Genomic DNA, 23,261 nt, shown 5'->3' on the forward strand with positions numbered 1-23,261 from the left:
ATCCTATGCTGCAATCAACAATTAAAATAGGTATTAGTGCCTGTCTTGCTGGCGATAAAGTTCGTTTTGATAGTGGTCATAAAAAATCTAACTTTTGTATGGACGAGCTTGCTAACCATGTTGAGTATAAGAAGTTTTGCCCTGAAGTGGCTGTCGGATTACCTATCCCACGACCAACCATCCGCCAAGTGAGAGTGGGTGATACAATTAAAGTTTGTCGCCCTGACGGCACGGGGGACGTAGGACCAAAACTTACAGAATACGGAAAGCGAGTTGCTACGGAGCAAACAGCTGAGCTAAGTGGTTTTGTTTTTTGCGCCAAAAGCCCCAGCTGTGGTATGGAGCGTATCAAAATTTACAACGAAGAAGGTACAGGCAATACTTCTGAAGGTGTGGGCTTTTTTGCTGAGCAAATAATGGCGCATAATCCACTATTGCCATGTGAAGAGAACGGGCGCTTGAACGACATGCACTTACGAGAGAATTTCGTTATGCGTGTATACACTTACAAACATTGGCAAACGCTGAATGAACAACCTTTAACCGTGCATCGTTTGACCCAATTTCATGCTCAGTATAAGTATCTTTTGATGGCTCACAACTACGAAGCATACCGTAATTTAGGCAATTTACTGGGCACATTTGATGGTCACGATATTCAAGCATTAGCAAGTGATTACATTCTTGGTTTGATGACAGCTTTGAAAAAGCCTGCTTCTCGCAAAAATAATGCGAACACACTTATGCACTTGCAAGGTTATTTTAAAAAGTCACTCTCTAAGATTGAAAAGCAAGAGTTACGCGATGCGATAGACGAGTATCGGCAAGGGTTAGTGCCACTGTATGTCCCATTAACGCTGATAAAGCATCACCTCAAAGTTCATCCAAATGAATATCTAAGTCAACAAGTGTACTTAGACCCTTATCCGAACGAACTTAAACTACGCTACGGAATTTAATGAACACACTATTCTGGTTTAGGCGCGATTTGCGCCTTTTTAATAACGACGCTCTGTATCAAGCGATCGAGAATGGCTGCCAACATGCTGTATTTTTTATCACTGAAAAGCAGTGGCAAGCGCATGATGTCGCTGATATTCAGCTAGATTTATTAAAACGCAGGCTTGCCTTTTTAGGCGAGTTATTAGCAACTAAAGGTATAAAATTGCATCTCATTGATGCTGGAGACTACGCCGGTTGCGTTGAGAAACTAGCCGATTTTTGCGAAGAAAACGCAGTAAAAAATGTTTACGTTAATAACGAGTATGAGCTAAATGAAGTTGAGCGCGATCGTGCCTTTGTAGATAAAGCCGACAGCCTTGGGGTCTCATTTTACACTTATGATGGTGATGTGATTGCCCCCCCAGGTAGTATCAAAAACCAAAGTGGTGAGATGTTTAAGGTTTATACTCCATTTAAAAATGCTTGGCTTAAAGAGTATCAAGATACACATTTCTACTTTGCTGAGCCGCCTAAAATGCATGACAAAATCGAGTGGCAAGAAAGTAAATTACTCAAATCAGATGGAAGCTCGCAAAAGTGGCCCGTTGATGATGAGACCTTAAGTCATGTCTGTACCCGCTTTATAGATGAAAAGCTTGCCTCTTATCAAGAGCAGCGAGATATCCCAAGCATTAAAGGCACATCAGGTCTGAGTCCTTATTTAGCGTTAGGTATTATTAGTGTTCATCAGCTTCTTGCGCTGATTCAACAGCGTCACCCAGATATATTAAAAAGTGCGAAAAGCAATTTGTTTTGCTGGGTCAATGAGTTAATTTGGCGAGAATTTTACCGACACCTCATATCGGTTTATCCGCGCCTAAGCAAGTACGAAAATTTTAACGACAAATATAATGCGGTTGAGTGGCGTAACGACGACAGTGACTTTAAAGCATGGTGCGAGGGGAAAACGGGTTATCCTCTTGTTGATGCTGCAATGCGCCAGTTAGTGCAAACAGGCTGGATGCATAACCGTTTACGTATGGTGGTTGCGAGCTTTTTAACAAAGCACCTACTTATTGATTGGCGAAAGGGTGAGCGCTTTTTCATGAAGCACTTGATTGACGGTGATTTGGCTTCAAATAATGGCGGTTGGCAGTGGGCAGCAAGCACTGGATGTGACGCACAACCTTATTTCCGTATTTTTAATCCAATTACTCAAAGTGAGCGTTTTGATCCAGATGGTGAATTTATTCGTAAATATCTACCAGAGCTGGAAAAAATACCTGCGAAGCAAATTCACTTTCCTCATGATTATTTAGCTAAGCAAGGAAAGTCTAGCAGTTATTGGCCAGCAATTGTTGATCATAAAGCTGCACGAGAACGTGCGCTAAACGCATTTAAGGTGTGATATGGATAAGGTGACTCTCGATAGGTTTATTGAAATTTACCAATCACTGAACAAAAATAACGTGCAGCTACTTGATGATATCTATCACCCAGATATCCAGTTTACTGATCCACTGCATACCGTGAACGGTCTTGAGTCACTCCATCATTACTTTGAAAACCTATACGCTAATGTGGTGTCTTGCCAGTTTTCGATAAAAGACACTGAAAGTAGCAACAACAAAGCCTTTATCTATTGGACGATGCATTATCGCCACCCAAAACTAAATAATGGCAATAGCATTGCCATTGAGGGACACAGCCGTTTAGTTTTTGAGGGAGATAAAATAGTTAATCATCAGGATTACTTTGATGTAGGCGCACTCCTATATAGGCATATTCCGCTTCTTGGTACAGCAATACGTTATATTGATAAAAGGACAAGTGCATAATGACTACTCTAATTACAGGAGCAACCTCAGGGATTGGTGAAGCACTTGCTAGGTTATACGCAGAGCAGGGTGAAAACGTTATTGCCTGTGGTAGAAATACAGAGAAACTTGCTGAGCTGAGTCAACATAGCCACATCGAAAGCTGCCAATTTGATGCTACAAACTTACAGGATATACGCTCCAGTACAGTTGCTTATAACGAGTTTGACCGCGTTATTTTAAACGCAGGTAATTGTGAGTACATTGATGATGCACGTCACTTTGACAGCAGCTTGTTTGAGCGTGTTGTTACCACCAACTTATTGAGTATGGGATATTGCTTAGAGGCATTGCTGCCAAGAATTAAATCTGGTGGCCAGCTTGTTATTGTAAGTTCCAGTGTGACATATCTTCCTTTGCCTCGCAGTCAAGCATATGGAGCTTCCAAAGCCGGAGTGAGTTATTTAGCCAATAGCCTCGCGGTGGATTTAACTGATGTAGATGTCACTCTTGTTCACCCAGGTTTTGTGAAAACGCCATTAACAGATAAAAATGACTTCCCAATGCCTATGGCTGTAACGGCTGAACAGGCTGCGAATTATATTTACAAAGGGGTTAAGAAAAGGCGCAAAGAAGTGCATTTTCCCCATCGTTTTACCTTCATTTTAAAATTTTTAAGAATGCTTCCAATGCCATTATGGTTGAAGCTTGCAAAAGGATTATCACGTTGAAAAAAGTGGCTGTAATTGGGTCTGGCATAGCGGGATTAAGCTGCGCACATCTACTGCATAAACATTACGATGTAACTGTATTTGAGAAAAACGATTACATAGGCGGCCATACTGCAACCATCGATGTTAACCTCGGTGGCGTTGAATATGCTGTTGATACGGGGTTTATTGTATTTAACGACAGAACATACCCGTATTTTGAAAAGTTATTAGACCGTTTAGGTGTCGATCGACAAAAGACACAAATGAGTTTTAGTGTGCATAATGAAGGCACTGGCTTTGAGTATAATGGTCATACTTTTTTCAGTTTATTTGCTCAAAAGCGCAATATTTTCCGCCCTAAATTTTGGAAGTTATTGAAAGATATTGTTCGCTTCAATGATGTCTGTAAAGCGCTGCATGCCAAACAAACTTATACAGAAAATCAAACGCTGGGCGAGCTTTTAGATGAGCACAATTTTAATGAATTTTTCCGCTTACATTATATTTTACCGATGGGCGCAGCTATTTGGTCAACTAGCATAAAAGAGATGACCCAAGTAGGCGTTGAGTTTTTTGTTAAGTTCTTCTATAACCATGGTTTATTGGACATTACTAATCGCCCACAGTGGTACGTGATACCTGGTGGATCGCGCGAGTATATTAAACCTATGATACAAGGTTTTGCGGAAAAAATTCGTTTGAACAGCAACATTAGCTCGGTTTCACGCACTGAAGACTGTGCTCATATTCATTTTGACGATGGTCATACTGAAACCTTTGATAAAGTGGTGTTTGCCTGTCATTCAGATCAAGCCCTCAAATTATTACTAGACCCAAGTGAAGATGAAAAAGCAGTGCTAGCTGCAATGCCATATACAGCTAATTCAGTGGTGCTACATACAGACACGGCGCTCTTACCTAAACGTAAAGCTGCTTGGGCCAGTTGGAATTACTTACTGAATGACAACACGGATAAAGCGGCTGTAGTAACATATCAAATGAATATTTTACAGGGCATCAAAAGTGATACGCAATTTTGTGTCACGTTGAACCACCTTGAAGGGATCAGTAAAGATAAAATCCTCAGAGAGTTTACATATCATCACCCTGTTTTTAATAAACAATCTATTGCGGCCCAAAAGAAAAAGTCACTCATAGACGGAAAAAATAACAGTTATTTTTGTGGTGCCTATTGGTATAACGGCTTCCATGAAGATGGTGTTAGAAGTGCTGTAAATGTCGCAAAGCAACTCGGAGTAGAGTTTGAATAGCGCAATTTATGTCGGTGATATTCGTCACCGACGATTTGCGGTGAAGGAGCACCACTTCAAATACCCACTTTATATGATGTGGGTTGATTTATCACGGCCTGAAGAATTGAACGGTATTCATCCTTGGCTCGGCTGTGATGGTTTTAAAGCGCTGAAGTTCAATCAAAGCGACTATTTTAACTATCAAACTGACATGCAATTACCTGTAAAACAGCGAGCACTCGATAAAATCGCACAGCTCGGTGTCACGCAAACATTCAGTCATGTTTTCATGCTTGGGCAAATGCGCTGCTTCGGAATTTATTTTAGCCCTGTAAACTTTTTCTTTTATCAGACACCGAATGGCGAATTTAGCCACATGCTTGCTGAGGTAAGTAATACCCCTTGGAATGAACGTCATTATTATGTCGTACCCCTGCAAAAAAAAGTGAACTTTAAAAAGGTTTTCTCCGTATCACCTTTCATGAACTTAGATATGAACTATCATTGGAGTGTCAGACAAAGTTCTGATAACACCATGATTCATATTGAAAATAAAAAAGACGAAAAACTCTTGTTTGATGCAACATTGAGACTGCAAAGGCAGCCGCTTACTAAACAACAAGTAAGTGCTGTACTTAAACGTTTCCCAGCGATGACCCTTAGTATTTTCAATGGGATTTATATTCATGCGCTGAAGTTGTTTTGTAAACGTGTGCCTTTTATTGGTCACTCGGGCAAGCAAGAGAAACAAACTAGGTGATGTGATGGAAAAGGTATCAAACTTAACACAGGCTCATACAACGAGTTGGTTAACAAAAATCTACAAAAAGCTTGTAACCGGTGCTTTTAATAGCATTAATATTGGTTGCATCACACTTGTTGAAGAAAATGAACGTATTCAATTCGGTAACCCAAGTAGCTCTTTAAATGTGACAGTGACTGTCAAAGATCATGCAATGTATAAGTTGTTTGCATTATCCGGTAGTGTAGGGGCTGGGGAAGCGTATATTTTAGGTTATTGGGAGTGCGATAATCTAACACAGCTGATTGAAATATTTGCATTAAATCAAGATCAGCTTGACGCGTTTGAGAAAAAATTTGCCTTTTTAAGTGGCTTAGCGCATCGCATTAATCATTTAAAAAATAAGAACTCATCAAGTGGTTCAAAAAAGAACATTGCTGCTCATTATGACTTAGGCAATGATTTGTATAGCTCTTTTCTAAGTGACGAAATGCTTTATTCTTGCGCTGTCTACCCATCCCAAAAAGCAACACTAGAGCAAGCCCAGTCGCACAAGCTAGCGCTTATTTGCGAGCAAGTTGATTTGCAAGCGGGTGACAAGGTAATTGAAATTGGTACAGGGTGGGGCGCCTTTGCAATATATGCTGCCACCCATTACGATTGCCATGTGACAACTACGACGATTTCTGATGAACAACACGCTTATGTGGCTGAGAAAATTCAACAGCTAAACTTAGAAAGTAAAATTACGTTACTCAAACAAGATTACCGTTTGCTTGAAGGGCGTTACGATAAGCTTGTCTCCATAGAAATGATTGAAGCAGTGGGTCATGAGTATTTACCAGGCTTTTTCGCTAAGTGCCAATCACTGTTAAAAGAAAACGGCGCTATGTTAATTCAAGCGATTACCATTGCCGACCAACGCTACAAACATTATCTAAAAAATTCTGACTTTATTCAGCAGTATATCTTCCCAGGTGGTTGTTTGCCGTGTTTAGACGAGATGAACAAACAAATAAAGCTGAAAACGGACATGGTCGTACACAGTGTAAAAGATATTGGAGTGCATTATGCCCGAACCCTTGCTGATTGGCGTGAACGTTTTATTGCCAGTTGGCCCGAAATCGATAAAGTAAAGTTTGATCAACGTTTCTATCGTTTGTGGTTATTTTATCTTGCCTACTGCGAAGGGGCGTTTAGAACACGTGCGATAAGCACGGTTCATCTTGTTGCCCGCAGACCACGCTTTGTGCATTCCGGCGATGACATTGCGCTCAATTATTAATTTTTCCTTGTTCCAAGGGGTCTGGTTTATGGCCTTACTCCTTGAACAAAAGTCTATTTTACCGGCCCTTGTTTGTGTTTCACTGATGATGTATTTGTCATTGCAACGAAGACAAGATGCTTTTTTACTGGTTTTTGCCCTACCTATTGCACTGACTTTTGAATGGTTGGCTACAGCATTTAATTTACTGAGTTTTAAAGAGGCACCGTTTCCTTTTTGGCTTGCGGTGCTTTGGACTGCTTTACTGCTTACCGTTAATACTTCAATGCAATTTTTGCAAAAGCTTCCTTGGTACTTAGCGTGGTTAATTTGCGCTGTATTTGCGCCAGCCAGTTACTTTGCTGGTGCGCGTTTTGGTGTGCTTAATATCGAGTTACCTGTATGGCAGTTTTGGATTATGTATGGCACAGGCTGGGCATCAATGTTTCTCGTTATAATTACTTTAAATAACAGAATGCTTGCCAATAAATGATCAACTTCTTAGCTTAAGTCGTAGTGTCTATAAATTCACTTTTAGGCAAGCAATTATGAAGTTAATACATGTAACGCTTTTATTCATCACGTTGACCTTGTCAGCGTATGTCAATGCTAACGGCTTCAAGACAGTCGGTGAAGCGAAAATGGAGTATTTATTTTGGGATGTCTATGACGCGAAACTAGAAACTCCCACAGGAAGCTATGAGTTTGGTGAACATCCGGTGAAATTAACACTTACTTATTTGCGTAATTTTGACGCCAAAGACATCGTCAAAGCGACCAATGAACAATGGCAGCATCTCGGTTTAGTCGATATGGTTAACACTTATGACGAAAAATTGTTAGCGCTTTGGCCAAATATCAAAAAAAACGACTCTTTATCATTTGAAACGAACCCACAAGGCATAGGCACTTTTTACTTTAATAACGATAAGCTAGGTGTTGTTGAAGACAAGAAGTTTGCAGAGCATTTTTTAGCAATTTGGCTCAGTAGTGATACCTCAGAGCCGTCACTTCGAAAACAGCTTATTGGAGGGAAACATGATTAAGCTCAAAGCAATTTTTATTTTTATCATGGTAATGTTAGTCACCAGTTGTTCTGCACCTGACGTTGATTATTACCAAGGAACAGAGCCACAGTTTGATTTTAAACGCTTCTTTAATGGCGAGTTGAAAGCCTATGGTGTTGTCCAAGACCACAAAGGCGAGTTAACGCGTAAGTTAGTGGTTGATATGCAAGCAAGCTGGCAAGGTAATCAAGGAGTTATTGAGGAGCAATTTGTCTATGATGATGGTGAAACTCAAACGCGTACTTGGTACATCACTCTAAAAGAGGATGGCAGCATTGAGGGGACAGCATCTGATGTTATCGGTACGGCTTACGGTGACAGCAATGGCAGTGTTTTTCATTGGACCTACTCGGTGGAATTACCTTATGATGGTAGTACTTTAGTAGTGAATTTTGATGATTGGATGTATTTGGTAACACAATCACGCTTGATTAACCGTACTGCTATTGATAAGTTTGGCATCGAGGTCGGGGAAGTGACCTTGGTTATCGAGAAAATCGAACGATAGTTTAATTGTCTCTAAGCCATTTGAAAGATGGTTAAATTCAGTCTTTATTAACCCTGAAGTCACTAGATTAGTGACAGATAGTTAAAATGTAGTCATTTTTGAAGAATTTACGTAAAAATAGCAATTTGCTGTTGCTAACTTTTCAAAAATACATAAAGATAGGTTTTGCGAAGGCAAAATAATAACGAATAGGAATCTAACAATGAATAAAGCTCAATTAGTTGAAAAAATTGCTACTGATGCAGAAATCTCAAAAGCGGCAGCAACACGTGCACTTGATGCGTTCACTGGCGCGGTTACTAACTCTCTTAAAGAAGGTAACTCAGTAGCATTAGTTGGTTTCGGTACATTCTCAGTAAAAGAGCGTGCAGCGCGTACTGGCCGTAACCCACAAACTGGTGCAGAAATTCAAATCGCAGCAGCAACTATCCCAAGCTTTAAAGCGGGTAAAGGTCTTAAAGATCAAGTTAATCCTTAATAAGACTGATTGCTTATTATTAAAAAAAGGGCTAATAAGCCCTTTTTTTGTCTCTTTGATTTAGCTTTAAAACGTTTATGCTTTTAGCGCTTTGTCACCTCGACCAATGCCAACCGCACCAGAACGTACAACTTCAATAAGATCTGTTTCATGGCGCAGTGTATCAAGGAAAGACTCTATTTTTTCAGTACTAGCCACTAGTTGTAACGTGTAGCTATGGCGACCCATATCAAGAATCGCACCTTGAAATACATCAACCACACGGGTAACCGCTGCGCGAGTGTTTTCGTCTTGGGCAAACACTTTCACAAGTAACAATTCGCGCTCAATATGTGCCATTTCAGTTAGATCAATGATCTTAAGTACATCAACAAGTTTATTAACTTGCTTAGTGATTTGCTCAACGATACGGTCGTCACCCATAGTTGTGATGGTAATTCTTGATAATGAGTGATCATCCGTTGTGCCGACGGTTAGGCTGTCAATGTTGTAAGCTCGCTGTGAAAACAAACCAACAATGCGTGATAACGAGCCTGGTTCATTTTCTAATAAGATTGATAAAATACGGCGCATTATGCTTTTACTCCTTTACGTAACCACATGTCGTCTACAGCTCCTAACTTGATTTGCATAGGGTAAACATGTTCTTTCTCATCAACACAAATATCTAAAAATACGAGCCTGTCGTTGATTGACATAGCTTTGTCGATTGCTGGTTCTAGTTCATCGATATGGTCAACGCGAATACCTACATGGCCGTAGCTTTCTACTAGCTTTACAAAGTCAGGTAATGATTCCATATAAGAAGACGAATGACGTCCTGAATACATCATATCTTGCCATTGGCGAACCATGCCAAGTGAACGATTGTTAAGTGAGACTACTTTTACAGCTAAATTGTATTGTAAACAGGTTGATAGCTCTTGAATATTCATTTGAATAGATCCATCCCCTGTCACACAGATTGATTCTTTATCAGGGAAAGCAAGCTTTACGCCCATTGCAGCTGGCAACCCAAAGCCCATGGTGCCTAAGCCACCTGAATTAATCCATTGACGTGGGTGTTTAAACGGGTAGTACTGAGCTGCAAACATTTGGTGCTGGCCTACATCAGAACTTACATAAGCATCGCCATTGGTTGCTTTATAAATGGCTTCTATTACAGCTTGCGGCTTAATTTTATCGCCATCTGTGCTGTAGCTTAAACACTTCTGTTCACGCCAGCTAATGATTTGTCGCCACCAATCTTCTTGTGCTGAGCGGTCGATCGCAATAGAACTTTTATCTATCGCTGTTTGAAGTTGTTCAAGAACCGTGTTTAAGCAACCAACCACTGGAATATGGGCTTTAATGGTTTTAGAGATTGATGTTGGATCTACGTCTACATGGACAATCGTTGCATTTGGGCAAAACTTTTTAACGTTATTAGTTACCCGATCATCGAAACGGGCGCCAAGCGCTAAAATAACATCTGCGTTGGCCATTGCTTTATTGGCTTCTAAACTGCCATGCATTCCAAGCATACCAATAAAGTTCGGATGTGTGCCGCTAATGCCACCTAAACCCATTAATGTATTCGTAATAGGCGCATTGAGTGACTCAACAAGTCGAGTTAACTGCTCAGAGGTATTAGAGAGCACAATACCACCACCTGAATAGATAACTAATTTCTTGGCTTCTAGAATCGCAGTAACGGCTTTTCTTATTTGCTTTGAATGCCCTTTCGTATTGGGGTTGTAGGTTCTTAGCTCTGTTGCTTTGGGGAAATCAAATTCAAAAGTAAGCGCAGGGTTTAGCATATCTTTTGGTAGTTCAACAACAACAGGACCAGGACGCCCCGTGCTGGCTATATAGAATGCTTTTGCAAGAATGGCTGGGATATCTTTAGCGCTACGACAATTAAAGCTGTGCTTTACTATGGGTCTTGAACAGCCAACGATATCTGTTTCTTGGAAAGCGTCGTCACCAATTAGGCCTGTGGGCACTTGGCCAGATAAAACCACCATAGGAATAGAATCCATATAAGCGGTAGCAATACCGGTAATACAGTTTGTCGCCCCTGGGCCTGAAGTTGCAAGCACAACACCGACCTCACCCGTGGCACGGGCATAACCATCTGCCATATGTGTAGCGGCTTGTTCATGGCGCACTAGGATATGTTCAATATCGTCTTGTTGAAAAAGTGCATCATATAGGTCTAGTACAGAGCCACCGGGGTAGCCGAAAATATACTTAATCTTTAATTCTTTTAATGCCCGAACTACCAGTTCTGACCCATTGTATTGTGTTTTACTCATCCTCATTCCTCTGTGTGCTAGCTGCGAGAGCATAAAAAAACCCCCGCATAGGGCGGGGGTTTTTTAAAAGCATGCTTTCACCTTTTAATAGCTCCCCGCTGGGCTTGTTAAAAAGACCAGTACGAGAACGTTGACGACTAAAAGGTGACTGCGAATATTCATAGTTTTAAAATTCTTATAAAAGGGCAACTCCTAAATAGAGTTGCTGCCTAAAAAATGATTGACTTATTTTTAAGCTTTTTAGCAAGGGATGTCAACTGCAAAAGGTGGTTTTTGCATTATTTTTTCTTATTTTTGTTGTTGTGGTTATTTTTGTTCTTTTGTTTGTTTTTATTGGCGGTTTTAAAGGAATAACTATGCATTAATTTGATTATGTTGTTTTATGGCTTAACAGTAATAAATAATATAACCACTCCTTAGTTATGCATAATCTAGCCATAAAAAAAGCCAGTCGAGTGACTGGCTTTTTAAAATGAGTTTGTGACTAAAATTACAGGCGGTCGATTACTGCTTGCGTGAAGTCAGTTGTACCATGGCTACCACCTAGGTCACGTGTAGTACGGTCACCTGTCTTAATAACGTCTGCTACAGCGTTACGAATACGCTCAGCTGTTTCACCCATTTCAAGGTGCTCTAGCATTTGAATTGACGCTAAGATAACTGAAGTTGGGTTAGCAAGGTTCTTACCTGCGATATCAGGAGCACTACCGTGAACAGCTTCAAAGATAGCTGCATCTTCACCGATGTTTGCACCTGGTGCCATACCTAAACCACCAACAAGACCAGCACATAGGTCAGATAGAATGTCGCCGAATAAGTTCGTTGTAACAATTACATCAAACTCGTCTGGAGTCATTACTAGCTTCATACATGTTGCATCAACGATCATCTCAGTTGATTCAATTTGCGGGTAACGCTCAGCGACTTCACGTGCAACTTTTAAGAATAAACCAGACGTTGATTTAAGGATGTTAGCTTTGTGTACCGCAGTGACTTTTTTACGGCCTTCGCGTACTGCTAATTCGTATGCAAAAGTAACGATTTTTTCTGCACCTTCACGTGTGATTTTTGACATCGCTTCAGCTTCGTTACCGTCCTCAGACACAACTTGGCCAAGACCTGAGTACATACCTTGTGTGTTTTCGCGAACCGTGATGATATCGATGTCATCGTAACGCGCTTTTGTACCTGCAAAAGACTTAACAGGGCGTACGTTTGCGTATAGGCCAAACTTTTTACGTAATGTAACGTTGATAGATGTGAAACCTTCACCCACTGGTGTAGTTAAAGGACCTTTTAAAGTGATCTTGTTACGTGCAATAGTATCAATGGTTTCTTGCGGAAGTAACTCACCAGTTTTTTCTAGGGCAGCAAGGCCAGCATCAACGAATTCATAATCAAAATCGCAACCTGCAGCTTTAAGGATCTCAAGTGCTGAATCAATAATGCTAGGACCAATGCCGTCGCCTTTGATCACTGTGATGGTTTGTTTAGCCATTTACTTTTCCTATTTATGAGTAGATATACACGTAAATACATCGCGAAATTGAGCACGACTTTGCTTGTTAGAAACTTTACGTGGATGTGTTTGAAAATTTAAGCGGCTTTTATAGCAATTTATTCAGCTTTTTGCCAGTTTATCCTGTGAATACTGACTATAAATAGGCGAAAGTTCATAATTATTTAACGATTTTGCACGTTTTAACAACACAATTTAAAAATTATCGGCAAACTCGCAGGTTTGTAGATATGAATAAAAATCCGCTTTTGATTGCCAGCCAACTAGATTAAGGCTTTGCGTCATAATTTGTTCTTGCCAACTGCTGAAAGCTGCGTTGGGTTGAAAGACATAGTGAGCAAATAATTTTATTGCAATCCAGTGTTTCTCCTCGATACTTAATTGCTGCTTTTCCTTTTGTTCGCTGTTTAGTAAGTATCCAGTCCATGGATTATCACCGAGTAATTGCGTGAGGTATTCATTGAGTGATGTTTGATCAATTGCACTTACGCCAAATAAACAGGCTAAAGGGGCACTAACTATGTTTGATTCGGCTTGTTCAAATAATGTTTTTCGGGATAAGGCAGTAGCATGATTTTCGCATAAAAACACACAGTACGCGTATAAGGGCAGGGTGACTTGTTCAAACTGTTGAATCGTTGAGTGCTTAAAAAAAGCTTGAATAATAACAGCAATATTTTCTAGTCGCTTAACTATGTGTAGTTCTAATGGGTGTGAAATGGTTGCGACTAAACGTTGAAAGAGCACCTTTTGAATGATAGCAGGGGCATTGTCGTAGCCCACCATCGATAAACAATGACGTAAGCCTTTAGCACGTTGATGCTCTTTATTATAGGGTTTAACGGCTAGAGTTAATTGCAAAATGAGCTCAGGAAATGGGCTTAGTAACTTATTAAGTGAGCTAAAGCTGTATTCTTTCGATATTTTTAACTGACTAATGAGATTGAGGTATTTTTGTCGCTGAGATTTTGCGATGTCTTCAGGGTGCGCAAAATTTATATTGTCGCTGAACCAAACTGTATAGAGTAAGCGGTTATCACTACATGCTCGTTGTTTCTCAAAGGTACTAAGCGTTGCTTTCACTCTATGCCAACGCACTTTTTCAGGGCGAGAAACATCGACAAGTATATGCCGTGCACGATCATCCGTTGCTAAATAAATGAGTGACTGCTCGGCATAATTTACTTCACTGGCTGGCAGGTATGAGCCAGTGTGGGCAATAAAGTTTTTTATCGCTTTTTGAGCAAATTCATTTGGGGTTCGTAAGTAAATGTCAGCCAGTGCTTTATGTAAACTAATGTGCTCGCCTGTTTGACGGTAAGTTATATTCATCGCAATGATATTAGCTAAGGCAACAAGAGTCGTCGCACCATCGTAAATCATTGTTTTTGGAGCACTTAATAAGGCTTGTTTGTATTTATTAAGGCGCGCAAGTATATGTTGCACACTTAATGTCATAGGGCCAGAGGCATGCAATAACTTTACTGCGAGCTGGTGGCGACATTGCCACAGTTTTTTATCTTGCGCTGTGAGAGCTTGTGCACAGGCTAACTTATTGCTTTGTGATTGCACACATAAATAATTAGCCAAGCAGGTTGCAATAATTTGTTCGCTGATCGCTTGGTTGTAGTTAAGGGCTCGACATAACACACAGGCGAGTACACATTGGTTTACAACTAAATTAGTTGTATAGCCATAATCTGGAACGTACAAGCTTAGTTGGGCTTGCAGGCCTTTAGGACAAGCTTGATAAATGAGGTAGTAACGCTCAGCAAGATTATTTAATAGGGGATATATTTGTGGCCATTTATTTTTGTGATGATAAAGCTTTAATAATTGGTGTGTGCTATCAAACAAGCGCGCCAACTCCCGTGGCGTGACTGACTCCATCATAGCGTGTTAGCCTTCTTGTTGATAGCTTTCATAGGCACTGGGTCCCCATAGCACAAGTTGACCGTTTTTAAATAATAGACCAGTACACTCATCAATTGTTGTAATGCCATCAGATTTAACATGTTGCGTGCGATAAAAAACAATTTGCCATACAACATCTTCTGCTCGTTTCGCATAGGTTAGGTCTGGACTACCTAAATAATCAAGTACGGCATTAAGGTTTTCAGGTTTATCGATTGAAAGCTTGGCAATATAACGTTTATTGAACGCTTCACGATCTTGCCAAATCATTGCTTGAGGATCATCTTTATAAAAAGTGATAACTAAGGCTGCTATGAGTGCGTAAACACCCAATCCTAGTATCAGATATTGGAAAACCTTTTTAAACATGTGTCACTCTTCAATACGAACGCTGTTTTCAGTATACGATCAGATGTTCTACAGTGCTAATGGATTGCGACTAATTGAGCCTTAACTGCTTTAAACTAAAGCCTAAGTTTATATCTGTTCGTAAGGTAACCAAGTTTTTGGAAATGATAAACAAATCCATTTCGGCAATGAGCTTACGTTTTAAAGTCGCGTTAAGCGCTTCATCGCCTATGGCATCATCAATCACATTATATTGATTTATCAATTGTTGTGCTGATTTATTGCCAATCCCTTTAACGCCTGGGATATCGTTGGTTTTATCACCTGCTAAAGCCCAAAAATCAATTAGCCTGTGCTGTGGCACTGAAAAACGCGTATGAATATCATCTTGGCTGATAAAGTGTTTTTTAAAGTAGTCAAAAACGCTTATGTATTCAGATAAAAATGGTAAAAACCCTTTATCAGTTGAAACGATGGTTGAGGGCACTTTATTTGAGGCGGCCTTGTGGGCGAGAGTTGCGATAATGTCATCTGCTTCGTCGTTATCAGGGGAGAAAACAACAATGCCCGTTTGTTCTATCGCTTGCTTAAATAATGCAAGGTTCTTCTTAAGTAAATCAGGCATTGGAGCCCGAGAAGATTTGTAATCTTTAAAGTAATGGTAGCGCCAGCTTCTGTCGCCATCAAACACTGCAACGCCATGGGTGGCGTTACATTGCGCACGTAACTTTTTGCAAGCATGAGCTACACGGGCACAACTTGCTTTGATCATATGCTCTTCACTGTGGTGACTTTGATTACTATCAACAGCATAGATGCGCCTGATTAGATTAAGCGCATCTATTAAAAGTAACTGGGTGCTCACAAAGTCTCCTTGTTAGGCTTTAATCTCATAGCAAGGAATGTACTTACTGCCGGGTAACTTCATACGGCCTTGCTCAACAAATGCTGCCAGCAGTTTGTCCATATCAGCCATAAGCGCGGGTTCGCCACTTAGCACAAAGCGGCCATGTTGCTTGATGGCTTGTAAGCCTTCATCTTTAACATTACCAGCCACGATGCCTGAAAAAGCACGGCGTAAATTTGCTGCTAATTGTTGTGTAGGTTGATTTAAATGCAAGTCCAAACTTGCCATGTTTTCGTGCGTTGGTACAAAGGGCTGCTGGAAATCATTATCAATTTTCAATGTCCAATTGAAGTAGTAGGCATCACCTTGGCTCTTACGGTAGTCGCGAACTTCGGCCATTTGGGTTTTAAGCGATTTACCTACACGGGCAGGGTCATCAATAATAACTTCGAACTTTTCAAGAGCGACTTTACCGAGTGTTTTCTCAACAAATTTGCAAAGCTCGATAAAGTAATTTTCACTCTCTTTAGGGCCGGTAAGTATAACAGGTAAACGTTGTTTTTCGTTATCAGGATGGAGCAAAATACCGAGCAAATACAATAGCTCTTCAGCTGTTCCTGCACCGCCTGGGAAAATAATAATGCCATGTGCCGTTCTTACAAAAGCTTCGAGGCGCTTTTCGATATCGGGTAAAATAACTAATTCATTTACAATCGGGTTCGGTGGCTCAGCAGCAATAATGCTAGGTTCTGTTAACCCTAAATAACGGTTATCTGAAATACGTTGTTTAGCGTGTCCGATAGTTGCCCCTTTCATTGGCCCTTTCATTGCGCCAGGGCCACAACCTGTACAAATGTTTAAACCACGTAGGCCAAGCTCATAACCCACCTGCTTGGTGTATTTATATTCAACTTCGTTAATTGAATGACCGCCCCAGCAAACAATCATACTAGGATCACTGTTGACGCGGAGCGCACCCGCATTTCTTAGCATGTCAAACACCATATGCGTGATGGCTTTTTGTTCGGTCAGGTTTTTTTCATATTTTTGGCAGATAAACAAAATATCGCGGATAACTGAGAAAATATGTTCATGAATACCGGTGATAATTTCGCCATCGACAAACGCCGATTCAGGAGGGTTTTCAAGTTCTATTTTAATACCACGTTCACGGCTTAGAAGGCGAATATCAAAATCTTCAAATTTATCGTATATCTCAGAGCTTGAGTCGGTATGACTGCCCACATTTAGGACGGCGAGCACACAGTTTCTAAATAATTTATAGCGCTCACTGGTGGATGATTGTTCGAGTAAGTCTACTTCTAGTTGTGATAATAAATCCAGTACGCCTGTAGGATTCAATTGTTTTAACATAAGCACTCTCCTAGCTCATCTATGAGCCTATATCATTGTGTATGTACAAGACTTAAACTAATACCTGTCGCAATAATACTTAATCATTTTGAGGTGTAGGTTGCTCAATTAATTAAGTAAATTGGTATAATTAATTTATCGACTGACGCACACTCTATTACGTCCTTCGTTCTTGGCACGATAGAGTGCATCGTCAGCACGGTCGAATGCGATAATAGGTGTGTCACCTTTTTTAAGTTGTGTAGCACCGATTGAAATGGTTATTTCAACTTGAGTATCTTTAAATTTAAATGGAATGGCTTGAATCGTTTTACGCAGTTTTTCAAGCGGCAATGATGCATTATCAAGAGACATTCCGGTCATTAACATGACAAATTCTTCACCGCCATAACGGGCAATAAAGTCAGATTTACGAATTGATTTTTGTAGTGCTTTGGCTATCACTTGTAGTGTTTTATCACCGGCACTGTGACCATATTTATCATTAATTGATTTAAAATGGTCAACATCAATCACAACTAATGTGAGGTCTGATTCCTGGGCATCAAACAGATGAAACTCATGGTTAAAGCGCTCATCAAATGCAGCTCGATTTGGTAATTTAGTTAACCCATCAAGCAAGCTTTTGAACCTTTGTTCATTCAAACGCTGCTTGTAAGTGGTCAGTTTAGATTCTAAATGACCAATTCGACTATTTATGTCGTTGAAACTGGCTAATAAGTTTTCACGCTCGGTATGCTCAAGCTTTTCTTTTGCAATTAAGTCGTCACTTAGCGATTTTAGCTCTTCTTCTACCAGCTCTTTCAGCGCTGAAATAGATGTCGCATCTTGTGTTTTTTTATGCAAATTCTTAATTTTACTTTCTATTTGTTTATTGAGCGTTTCATATTCAGCACTGAGTGATTCTGAATGCTTACTGGTTGATACAATCGAGTGATGTAGGTCTTCGATTGTTTGGTTTAATGAGATTAAAAAGCTTTGCGCAGATTGGCGCTCTTTGCTCATATTACGTGTAATGATAGTGATAATATCGATTGCTGTATCTAGCAGGTCATCGACACTGTCATTGTAGGTAATTTTATTTTTTATACTCTTTATTTGTTCTGCACTTTCATCTTCTAGCACAAGGTCATTGGCAAGTAGCATTAACTGTTTGGCAAGTTCTGGCTTTATGAGTGCTTCAGCTTCATTTGCTGCGGAGAGTTTCGCTTGCAATGCTTGATGGTAGATTACAATCAACTTTGAAAGTAATGGAACAAAGTCATGATTTGACTGGATATTATTTAATTCATGATCAAGCAGATGACGAAGTGTTCTGCGCGCATCGTCTGGTAAACCTTTTACTTTTTGAAGTTGCTTACCGGCATCAAGAACAGTGTCATTCAACTCGCGTTGTAGCGCCATTTGTTTCGTTTCTTGGTTTTTTAACAGCCCAAGAATATCGTTAATAAAGGGCTCTAGTAGCTGAAAGTCTACTCCTTTTCTTAATGCATTACGGTATTTTGCAAGACGGTTGTCTAGTTCAATGTCTAGCCCTTTACAGCTGAGCGATAATTTCGCCGCAAACTGTGAGAGCAATTCAACTTGATGCTTACGAGCGTCTTCGACGACCATGCGTGCGTCGATCGCTTGTTTTAACTTTTTATTAAGGACATCATGCTGCTGTTGCACCGAGTAATACCGCCATTAAGATTCAAATTTCAATACCCTAAGTTTACAACAAATTAATGCGAAATGTAGGCGCGAAGTCAAAAACTTAGCGAATTTGTTTATCAAGCTTATTGCATTGGGGCTTTATCGGTTTTTAATTCACATTTTTTTACTCAGTTGGTAGGCTAGCTTGTAATTTTGATACTAAGAAAAAAGAGTTGTTATGAAAAAGTTGTTGGCCATGTCAATATTAGCGGCGTGCTCAAGCAGTACATTTGCTGATGTTAATTATTCACTGTCTATTACTGAACCTGAACACCATTTAGGTAATGTGAGTGTTGAGTTTCCTGAAACTGCGCAAGCACATTTAGATATTAAACTTCCCGCTTGGCGTACAGGTCGTTACGAAATTTTAAATCTTGCCAATGGCGTACGCTTTTTCGAAGCAAAAGATGATGACGGTAAGGCATTAAAGTGGGAGAAAATTGACCACAGCACTTGGCGTGTTCACCTAAACGAGCCAACGCAAGTAAATGTTGATTACCAAGTATATGCCAATGAGCTTGGTAAGCGTGCTCGTCACATTGATGATAGCCATGCCTTTATTGATGCCTCGGGCTTTTTTATGTTCAGTGAATCATTTCGCCAAGACCCTGTTACTGTAAATCTAAACGTACCAAAAGCGTGGCGTTCAGTGTCAGGTATGGAAAATGCGGGTTCTAAACATAGCTTCAAAGCCGCTGATTACGATATCTTAGTCGATTCACCAATCGAAAGTGGCATCAATGAGCTACATAAGTTCACCGTTGATGGCCGTGAATACGAACTCGTTATTTGGGGTGATGGCAACTACAACGTAGAGCAAATGCTAACCGACCTTAAAAAGCTAGTGGCAACCGGCAATGTAATTTGGGATAGCTATCCGTATGAACGTTATGTATTTATGGTACATGCCACATCAGGTGCAGGCGGGGCAACAGAGCATTTAAACTCAACCATTATCCAGCGTCCACGTGACCGTTTTGGTTCTCGTAAAGATTACCTCGCGTTTATTAGCACTGCTGCCCACGAATTTATTCATACGTGGAATGTTAAAGCGTATCGTCCAAAGGGGATTGCCCCTTACGATTACACAAATATTAACTACACGAAAACGTTGTGGATAGCAGAAGGCTCAACCAGCTACTTTGAAGATCACTTAATGGTGCGCTCGGGTATTGAAACAACCGATGAGTTTTTTGGTACGTTAACGAAAACAATTAATCGTCACTTACAAACACCGGGTCGCGAAGTCCAAAGCGCAACCGAAACCAGTTTTGATAAGTGGATCAACCAAGGCGGCGATCACGCTCGCAACTACAGCACTAATATCTATCTAGAAGGGTCATTGATTTCAATGGCGCTTGATATTGATTTACTTGAAAAAAGCGATGGCAAAATTAGCTACCGCGATGTTCACCGTGCACTTTACAACAAGCACCGTTTACCAGATGGTTTTACGCCAGATGATGTTAAAGCGATTTTAAAAGAGCTAACAGGTCGTGATTATAGCGCTTGGTGGCAAGCGAATGTGGATGAGCCAGCTGCTATCGACTTCGATGCATTACTTGAAAAAGTAGGCTTAGGTTTAATTCGCCCAGAAGGGGCAAAATCAGTACCGAGTATTGATTCGTTTGCTAAAAACAGTGGTGAGTTACTTACATTGACTCACGTTCGCCGTGGTGGTGCTGCTTGGCAAGCGGGTTTAACGACAGATGACAAAATTGTTGCATTCAACAAAAAGCATGTTGGTAAAGATTTAACAGCTAGCCTTGAAACATTTAAAGCAGGCGACACTGTGACTGTTGATTTCATTAGACGTGATGCCCTGCAAAGCACGACACTGACACTGAGTGAAGACTTTGATAAAGAGAAAAAGGTAAAAGCATTAAAAGATGCAACACCCGCTCAAATGGCATTGTTTAAAGCATGGATGGGTGTTGACCACCCAAACCAAGAAAAATAACAGCCAATCTAATGTTTAATGATTTTTGACTGGTAAGAGAGGAGCTGCGGCTCCTTTCTTTTTGTTTGGAGTTTGCTGCGCTTTCACAAACTGCTTAGTGTACTTTGTGTTTAATAATGCGCTGTGAAGTTGCTGCTTTTTACGTCGCCAAAATGATTTTTTAACCTTGTTTGATCTATCCCTAATATCGCTTTGTGAATTTTCAGGTTGCGATACTGGGTAGGGCAGCAAAGAGTAACCATAAACGCCCGTTTCCCAAACATGTTGTAAATCGCAGTCAACGGGGCGGCCAAATGTGGCAGTGGCTCTTAACAGCGCTTTTGCGCCTGCCAAGCTAACAGCTGTTGCACAACAGCCAGACATCAGCTTTTTGTGAATGACTAAATGCTGCTCATCAGAAAGGGGTTTGGTAAAAGCAATGCCACGCTGACGGGCTTTATAAGCCGCCAATTTTATTAGCTGCCAAGGCTGCTTTAACGTATTAATGTTTTCAATTGCACTGTGAATAGAGCGGTCGAGAACAAAGTCATCTTCTAAAATAATAGCGTAGTCGAGTTGTCTATCAACTATTGTTTGCCACGCTTTTCGGTGGCTCAGGTAACAACCAATTTCACCTTTACTTAACGGCTTGTGGTATTTTTTTAGATTTAAATCAGCACTGTAATGCTGAGCAATCGCTGATTCAGACAGTTCCCTACCATCAACTGCATGAATGCGCTCAAAGGGTAAGTTTTGTGCCTTTAGCTCTTGGCTTACATGATTTAGCCGCTCAGTTGAGCTTGCTAAATTAATTACAAAAATAGCAGTCATGATAATTACCTAATTAGCCGTTTTAAGCAGGCTAGCAATCGTCAATGACGCTTGAGTGTCAGTACTATTTATTTTTTATGTCAGGGCGAGGGGTATTTAAAATTGTTTGCTTTTCTTGCTCGGATAAAATGATCCAATCAAAAATTTCATCATTGCTGCGACCACAGCCTGTGCAATAGCCTTTAAGGCGATGGCACTGACCTACACAGTCTGTTTTAAATTGGCTATTTTCTTTATGGGAATTTGTCATAGTGTTCTGAAGGCTAATTATCTTAGCCTTCAATAAATCAGCTATTTACCTTCAACTGGTTTACCAATCTCGAGCGTTGTAGACCATTGTTTTTTACGTGAAAGGGTTTTACCTGTATGAATTGAGATAACAGGATTGTTTTCGTCAAGCACAAAAGTTGTGCGCAACGATTCTGCGGACTCTTTTTGTGTTTGATGCCAATTGTTATCTGCTAAACATGCTTGAGTAAAGTTAACTGCACGAGTGTGATCGGCGACAGCTTGTTGTTGTTGCTCATAACTACCTACGCAGCGGTAGGTAACATTGTCTTTATCAAGCGCGGTAATTTGGCAGTTATCACTAATTAGATTGTATTTTGCTGTCCATGTTTCCATGTACTTAGTATTTACACGGCTACGTTTTAAGCCTTCAAAGCGGTTATCATAAGCACCCAATAGGGCGTTAATTTTCTCGCAAGGGGTTAAGTTATCAATGGCAGCTTGTTGCTCAGTTGTCAGTCCCGTACATCCTGTTAAAACAAGGCTAGTTAGTAAAGCGGCGAGTGGCTTTTTCATATCAGGCTATCCTTTTAAATAGCAGTTCCTTAAACGTTTTATAAAGGATACCTAAGCCCTTGTAAAAATGCTATGAAAGACATAAAAATATTAATTTTGAATTAATTAGGCTTGATCTAATGCACAGATATTTACTTTTTCACAGACGTGTATAAAATCTCCTCGTATTGCAGGATGCAAACTTTCGCAAACAAAAGGAATTAGATGAAGTACTTATATACCCTCACGATACTGATCCAAACTTTCGCAGTTGTCATTTTATATCAAGATCCTAATTATCAGACATTAGCACTGATTTTTGCTCCAGCCATCCTGTTATCTTTATTTGGCGGCTTGTATTTTATTTTAAAAAATAAATGGTTAGCTTACATAGGAATGCTAGGTTGTGTTGTTTTTGTGCCTATTGGCGCGCTCGGAGTTTTTGCTTTGAGAAGTGAAATGGATAAGGAAATCAAACGTCATTTTTTAAGGAGTTTACATAATGAGTGAATATGATGCTACAGTCGAGCCGTTTGAAACATTTGATATCGCTGATAAACATAAAAACATTTTGTTATATATGGGCATTGCCTCACTGGTAATAGGGTTGCTTTTTATGCCGCATTTAATCGGCATGGGAGTTTTTATGATAGCCATATTCTTCTTTCATAGTAGGTTAGAGGCAGTGAGGTTTTATAAAGACTACTCTGAGGTCAAGTTAGCTATTGCAAGACCAAGGTGGTTTATCAAAAACAAAGATATAAACTCCGTTGAAGTAATAAAAGACTTTTTGCACTTAGAAGTTGCTACAAAGGAAAAAACAATCACTCGTAAGATCCCGCTGAAAATATTCGCTGAGGATGACCGAAAAAAGATAGTTAGCCACTATAAAAAATTGGCGGGGTAGAATAAATAGTAAGCGCGGTGCTG

General features: G+C 40.2%; 25 protein-coding genes. 14 read left to right on the forward strand and 11 right to left on the reverse strand.

All coding sequences use genetic code 11. The annotated features are described in order from the left end of the window. The first annotated feature begins 5 nt into the window (after window positions 1-5). The 11 genes from LY624_RS17950 to LY624_RS18000 all read left to right on the forward strand — a co-directional run bounded on the left by LY624_RS17950 (window position 6) and on the right by LY624_RS18000 (window position 8,784). Window positions 6-959 (forward strand): YbgA family protein, encoded by a 954-nt coding sequence (locus LY624_RS17950; RefSeq protein WP_237119003.1) that lies wholly within the window; start codon window positions 6-8, stop codon window positions 957-959. After that, entirely contained in the window at window positions 959-2,350 is a 1,392-nt protein-coding gene (gene phrB / locus LY624_RS17955; protein ID WP_341804697.1) for a deoxyribodipyrimidine photo-lyase, read from the forward strand. Before LY624_RS17950 ends, phrB begins: the two co-directional genes overlap by 1 nt. A 1-nt stretch (window position 2,351) precedes the next feature. After that, window positions 2,352-2,780 (forward strand): nuclear transport factor 2 family protein, encoded by a 429-nt coding sequence (locus LY624_RS17960; protein WP_341804698.1) that lies wholly within the window; start codon window positions 2,352-2,354, stop codon window positions 2,778-2,780. Further along, complete coding sequence (locus LY624_RS17965; RefSeq protein WP_341804700.1) at window positions 2,780-3,490, forward strand: SDR family NAD(P)-dependent oxidoreductase; 711 nt, start codon at window positions 2,780-2,782, stop codon at window positions 3,488-3,490. The genes LY624_RS17960 and LY624_RS17965 overlap by 1 nt, the downstream gene beginning before the upstream one ends. Continuing rightward, window positions 3,487-4,743: an NAD(P)/FAD-dependent oxidoreductase gene (locus LY624_RS17970; RefSeq protein ID WP_341804701.1), complete on the forward strand. Its 1,257-nt coding sequence runs from the start codon at window positions 3,487-3,489 to the stop codon at window positions 4,741-4,743. Before LY624_RS17965 ends, LY624_RS17970 begins: the two co-directional genes overlap by 4 nt. Next, window positions 4,736-5,485 carry a DUF1365 domain-containing protein gene (locus LY624_RS17975; protein ID WP_341804702.1) on the forward strand — a complete coding sequence of 250 codons (750 nt, stop codon included), beginning with the start codon at window positions 4,736-4,738 and terminating at the stop codon, window positions 5,483-5,485. The genes LY624_RS17970 and LY624_RS17975 overlap by 8 nt, the downstream gene beginning before the upstream one ends. 4 nt (window positions 5,486-5,489) lie before the next feature. Then, the gene (locus LY624_RS17980) at window positions 5,490-6,752 is read left to right on the forward strand and encodes a cyclopropane-fatty-acyl-phospholipid synthase family protein (RefSeq protein ID WP_341804703.1); all 1,263 of its coding nucleotides are present in this window, start codon (window positions 5,490-5,492) and stop codon (window positions 6,750-6,752) included. Window positions 6,753-6,780: 28 nt separating this feature from the next. Next, on the forward strand, window positions 6,781-7,224 hold the full coding sequence (locus LY624_RS17985; RefSeq protein ID WP_341804704.1) for a DUF2878 domain-containing protein: 444 nt from the start codon (window positions 6,781-6,783) through the stop codon (window positions 7,222-7,224). A 55-nt stretch (window positions 7,225-7,279) separates the two neighbouring features. Next, window positions 7,280-7,777, forward strand: coding sequence for a chalcone isomerase family protein (locus tag LY624_RS17990; RefSeq protein WP_341804705.1), 498 nt, complete (start codon window positions 7,280-7,282; stop codon window positions 7,775-7,777). Beyond that, a complete protein-coding gene (locus LY624_RS17995) occupies window positions 7,770-8,306 on the forward strand; it encodes a DUF3833 domain-containing protein (protein ID WP_130152272.1) in 537 nt (178 codons plus the stop codon). Before LY624_RS17990 ends, LY624_RS17995 begins: the two co-directional genes overlap by 8 nt. Before the next feature lie 202 nt (window positions 8,307-8,508). Beyond that, on the forward strand, window positions 8,509-8,784 hold the full coding sequence (locus LY624_RS18000; protein ID WP_036972004.1) for an HU family DNA-binding protein: 276 nt from the start codon (window positions 8,509-8,511) through the stop codon (window positions 8,782-8,784). A gap of 75 nt (window positions 8,785-8,859) precedes the next feature. On the opposite strand, the gene ilvN is transcribed toward LY624_RS18000, so the two are convergent. The 8 genes from ilvN to LY624_RS18040 form a co-directional block, all read right to left on the reverse strand. Continuing rightward, window positions 8,860-9,357 carry an acetolactate synthase small subunit gene (gene ilvN / locus LY624_RS18005; RefSeq protein ID WP_036972002.1) on the reverse strand — a complete coding sequence of 166 codons (498 nt, stop codon included), beginning with the start codon at window positions 9,355-9,357 and terminating at the stop codon, window positions 8,860-8,862. Further along, on the reverse strand, window positions 9,357-11,081 hold the full coding sequence (locus LY624_RS18010) for an acetolactate synthase 3 large subunit (RefSeq protein WP_341804706.1): 1,725 nt from the start codon (window positions 11,079-11,081) through the stop codon (window positions 9,357-9,359). The genes ilvN and LY624_RS18010 overlap by 1 nt, the downstream gene beginning before the upstream one ends. Window positions 11,082-11,571: 490 nt before the next feature. Next, window positions 11,572-12,579 carry an isocitrate dehydrogenase gene (locus LY624_RS18015; protein ID WP_062568108.1) on the reverse strand — a complete coding sequence of 336 codons (1,008 nt, stop codon included), beginning with the start codon at window positions 12,577-12,579 and terminating at the stop codon, window positions 11,572-11,574. Window positions 12,580-12,795: 216 nt separating this feature from the next. Continuing rightward, window positions 12,796-14,493, reverse strand: a complete 1,698-nt coding sequence (locus LY624_RS18020) for a hypothetical protein (RefSeq protein ID WP_341804707.1) — start codon at window positions 14,491-14,493, stop codon at window positions 12,796-12,798. Window positions 14,494-14,499: 6 nt separating this feature from the next. After that, window positions 14,500-14,883, reverse strand: coding sequence for a DUF3192 domain-containing protein (locus LY624_RS18025; RefSeq protein ID WP_062568106.1), 384 nt, complete (start codon window positions 14,881-14,883; stop codon window positions 14,500-14,502). 70 nt (window positions 14,884-14,953) lie between these two features. Further along, the gene (gene xni / locus LY624_RS18030; protein WP_341804708.1) at window positions 14,954-15,727 is read right to left on the reverse strand and encodes a flap endonuclease Xni; all 774 of its coding nucleotides are present in this window, start codon (window positions 15,725-15,727) and stop codon (window positions 14,954-14,956) included. A 12-nt stretch (window positions 15,728-15,739) separates the two neighbouring features. Beyond that, complete coding sequence (ppnN, locus tag LY624_RS18035; protein WP_341804709.1) at window positions 15,740-17,083, reverse strand: nucleotide 5'-monophosphate nucleosidase PpnN; 1,344 nt, start codon at window positions 17,081-17,083, stop codon at window positions 15,740-15,742. Window positions 17,084-17,218: 135 nt separating this feature from the next. Further along, the gene (locus LY624_RS18040) at window positions 17,219-18,697 is read right to left on the reverse strand and encodes a GGDEF domain-containing protein (protein ID WP_130152447.1); all 1,479 of its coding nucleotides are present in this window, start codon (window positions 18,695-18,697) and stop codon (window positions 17,219-17,221) included. 259 nt (window positions 18,698-18,956) lie between these two features. Between LY624_RS18040 and LY624_RS18045 the strand changes: the two genes are divergently transcribed. Further along, window positions 18,957-20,738, forward strand: coding sequence for a M61 family metallopeptidase (locus tag LY624_RS18045; RefSeq protein WP_341804710.1), 1,782 nt, complete (start codon window positions 18,957-18,959; stop codon window positions 20,736-20,738). Window positions 20,739-20,753: 15 nt separating this feature from the next. Here the strand turns inward: LY624_RS18045 and LY624_RS18050 are convergent, their stop codons facing one another. The 3 genes from LY624_RS18050 to LY624_RS18060 all read right to left on the reverse strand — a co-directional run bounded on the left by LY624_RS18050 (window position 20,754) and on the right by LY624_RS18060 (window position 22,352). Continuing rightward, entirely contained in the window at window positions 20,754-21,548 is a 795-nt protein-coding gene (locus LY624_RS18050) for a glycosyltransferase family 25 protein (protein WP_341804711.1), read from the reverse strand. Window positions 21,549-21,612: 64 nt separating this feature from the next. Continuing rightward, entirely contained in the window at window positions 21,613-21,798 is a 186-nt protein-coding gene (locus tag LY624_RS18055; RefSeq protein ID WP_130152266.1) for a DUF1289 domain-containing protein, read from the reverse strand. Window positions 21,799-21,839: 41 nt separating this feature from the next. After that, entirely contained in the window at window positions 21,840-22,352 is a 513-nt protein-coding gene (locus tag LY624_RS18060; protein ID WP_130152265.1) for a hypothetical protein, read from the reverse strand. 204 nt (window positions 22,353-22,556) lie between these two features. Here LY624_RS18060 and LY624_RS18065 point away from each other — a divergent pair, with 204 nt between their 5' ends. Continuing rightward, a complete protein-coding gene (locus LY624_RS18065) occupies window positions 22,557-22,841 on the forward strand; it encodes a hypothetical protein (protein WP_341804712.1) in 285 nt (94 codons plus the stop codon). Continuing rightward, on the forward strand, window positions 22,834-23,238 hold the full coding sequence (locus LY624_RS18070) for a hypothetical protein (protein WP_130152263.1): 405 nt from the start codon (window positions 22,834-22,836) through the stop codon (window positions 23,236-23,238). Before LY624_RS18065 ends, LY624_RS18070 begins: the two co-directional genes overlap by 8 nt. The last annotated feature ends 23 nt before the right edge of the window (window positions 23,239-23,261 follow it).

This window comes from Pseudoalteromonas sp. N1230-9 (genome assembly GCF_032716425.1).
Classification (GTDB): Bacteria; Pseudomonadota; Gammaproteobacteria; order Enterobacterales; family Alteromonadaceae; genus Pseudoalteromonas.

Excerpts from the sequence above, each read along its gene's own strand:
- LY624_RS17950 (WP_237119003.1), top strand. The coding sequence starts at position 6 with ATGCTGCAATCAACAATTAAAATAGGTATTAGTGCCTGTCTTGCTGGC.
- phrB (WP_341804697.1), top strand. The coding sequence starts at position 959 with ATGAACACACTATTCTGGTTTAGGCGCGATTTGCGCCTTTTTAATAAC.
- LY624_RS17960 (WP_341804698.1), top strand. The coding sequence starts at position 2,352 with ATGGATAAGGTGACTCTCGATAGGTTTATTGAAATTTACCAATCACTG.
- LY624_RS17965 (WP_341804700.1), top strand. The coding sequence starts at position 2,780 with ATGACTACTCTAATTACAGGAGCAACCTCAGGGATTGGTGAAGCACTT.
- LY624_RS17980 (WP_341804703.1), top strand. The coding sequence starts at position 5,490 with ATGGAAAAGGTATCAAACTTAACACAGGCTCATACAACGAGTTGGTTA.
- LY624_RS17985 (WP_341804704.1), top strand. The coding sequence starts at position 6,781 with ATGGCCTTACTCCTTGAACAAAAGTCTATTTTACCGGCCCTTGTTTGT.
- LY624_RS17990 (WP_341804705.1), top strand. The coding sequence starts at position 7,280 with ATGAAGTTAATACATGTAACGCTTTTATTCATCACGTTGACCTTGTCA.
- LY624_RS17995 (WP_130152272.1), top strand. The coding sequence starts at position 7,770 with ATGATTAAGCTCAAAGCAATTTTTATTTTTATCATGGTAATGTTAGTC.
- LY624_RS18000 (WP_036972004.1), top strand. The coding sequence starts at position 8,509 with ATGAATAAAGCTCAATTAGTTGAAAAAATTGCTACTGATGCAGAAATC.
- ilvN (WP_036972002.1), bottom strand. The coding sequence starts at position 9,357 with ATGCGCCGTATTTTATCAATCTTATTAGAAAATGAACCAGGCTCGTTA.
- LY624_RS18010 (WP_341804706.1), bottom strand. The coding sequence starts at position 11,081 with ATGAGTAAAACACAATACAATGGGTCAGAACTGGTAGTTCGGGCATTA.
- LY624_RS18015 (WP_062568108.1), bottom strand. The coding sequence starts at position 12,579 with ATGGCTAAACAAACCATCACAGTGATCAAAGGCGACGGCATTGGTCCT.
- LY624_RS18020 (WP_341804707.1), bottom strand. The coding sequence starts at position 14,493 with ATGATGGAGTCAGTCACGCCACGGGAGTTGGCGCGCTTGTTTGATAGC.
- LY624_RS18025 (WP_062568106.1), bottom strand. The coding sequence starts at position 14,883 with ATGTTTAAAAAGGTTTTCCAATATCTGATACTAGGATTGGGTGTTTAC.
- ppnN (WP_341804709.1), bottom strand. The coding sequence starts at position 17,083 with ATGTTAAAACAATTGAATCCTACAGGCGTACTGGATTTATTATCACAA.
- LY624_RS18040 (WP_130152447.1), bottom strand. The coding sequence starts at position 18,697 with ATGGTCGTCGAAGACGCTCGTAAGCATCAAGTTGAATTGCTCTCACAG.
- LY624_RS18045 (WP_341804710.1), top strand. The coding sequence starts at position 18,957 with ATGAAAAAGTTGTTGGCCATGTCAATATTAGCGGCGTGCTCAAGCAGT.
- LY624_RS18050 (WP_341804711.1), bottom strand. The coding sequence starts at position 21,548 with ATGACTGCTATTTTTGTAATTAATTTAGCAAGCTCAACTGAGCGGCTA.
- LY624_RS18055 (WP_130152266.1), bottom strand. The coding sequence starts at position 21,798 with ATGACAAATTCCCATAAAGAAAATAGCCAATTTAAAACAGACTGTGTA.
- LY624_RS18060 (WP_130152265.1), bottom strand. The coding sequence starts at position 22,352 with ATGAAAAAGCCACTCGCCGCTTTACTAACTAGCCTTGTTTTAACAGGA.
- LY624_RS18065 (WP_341804712.1), top strand. The coding sequence starts at position 22,557 with ATGAAGTACTTATATACCCTCACGATACTGATCCAAACTTTCGCAGTT.
- LY624_RS18070 (WP_130152263.1), top strand. The coding sequence starts at position 22,834 with ATGAGTGAATATGATGCTACAGTCGAGCCGTTTGAAACATTTGATATC.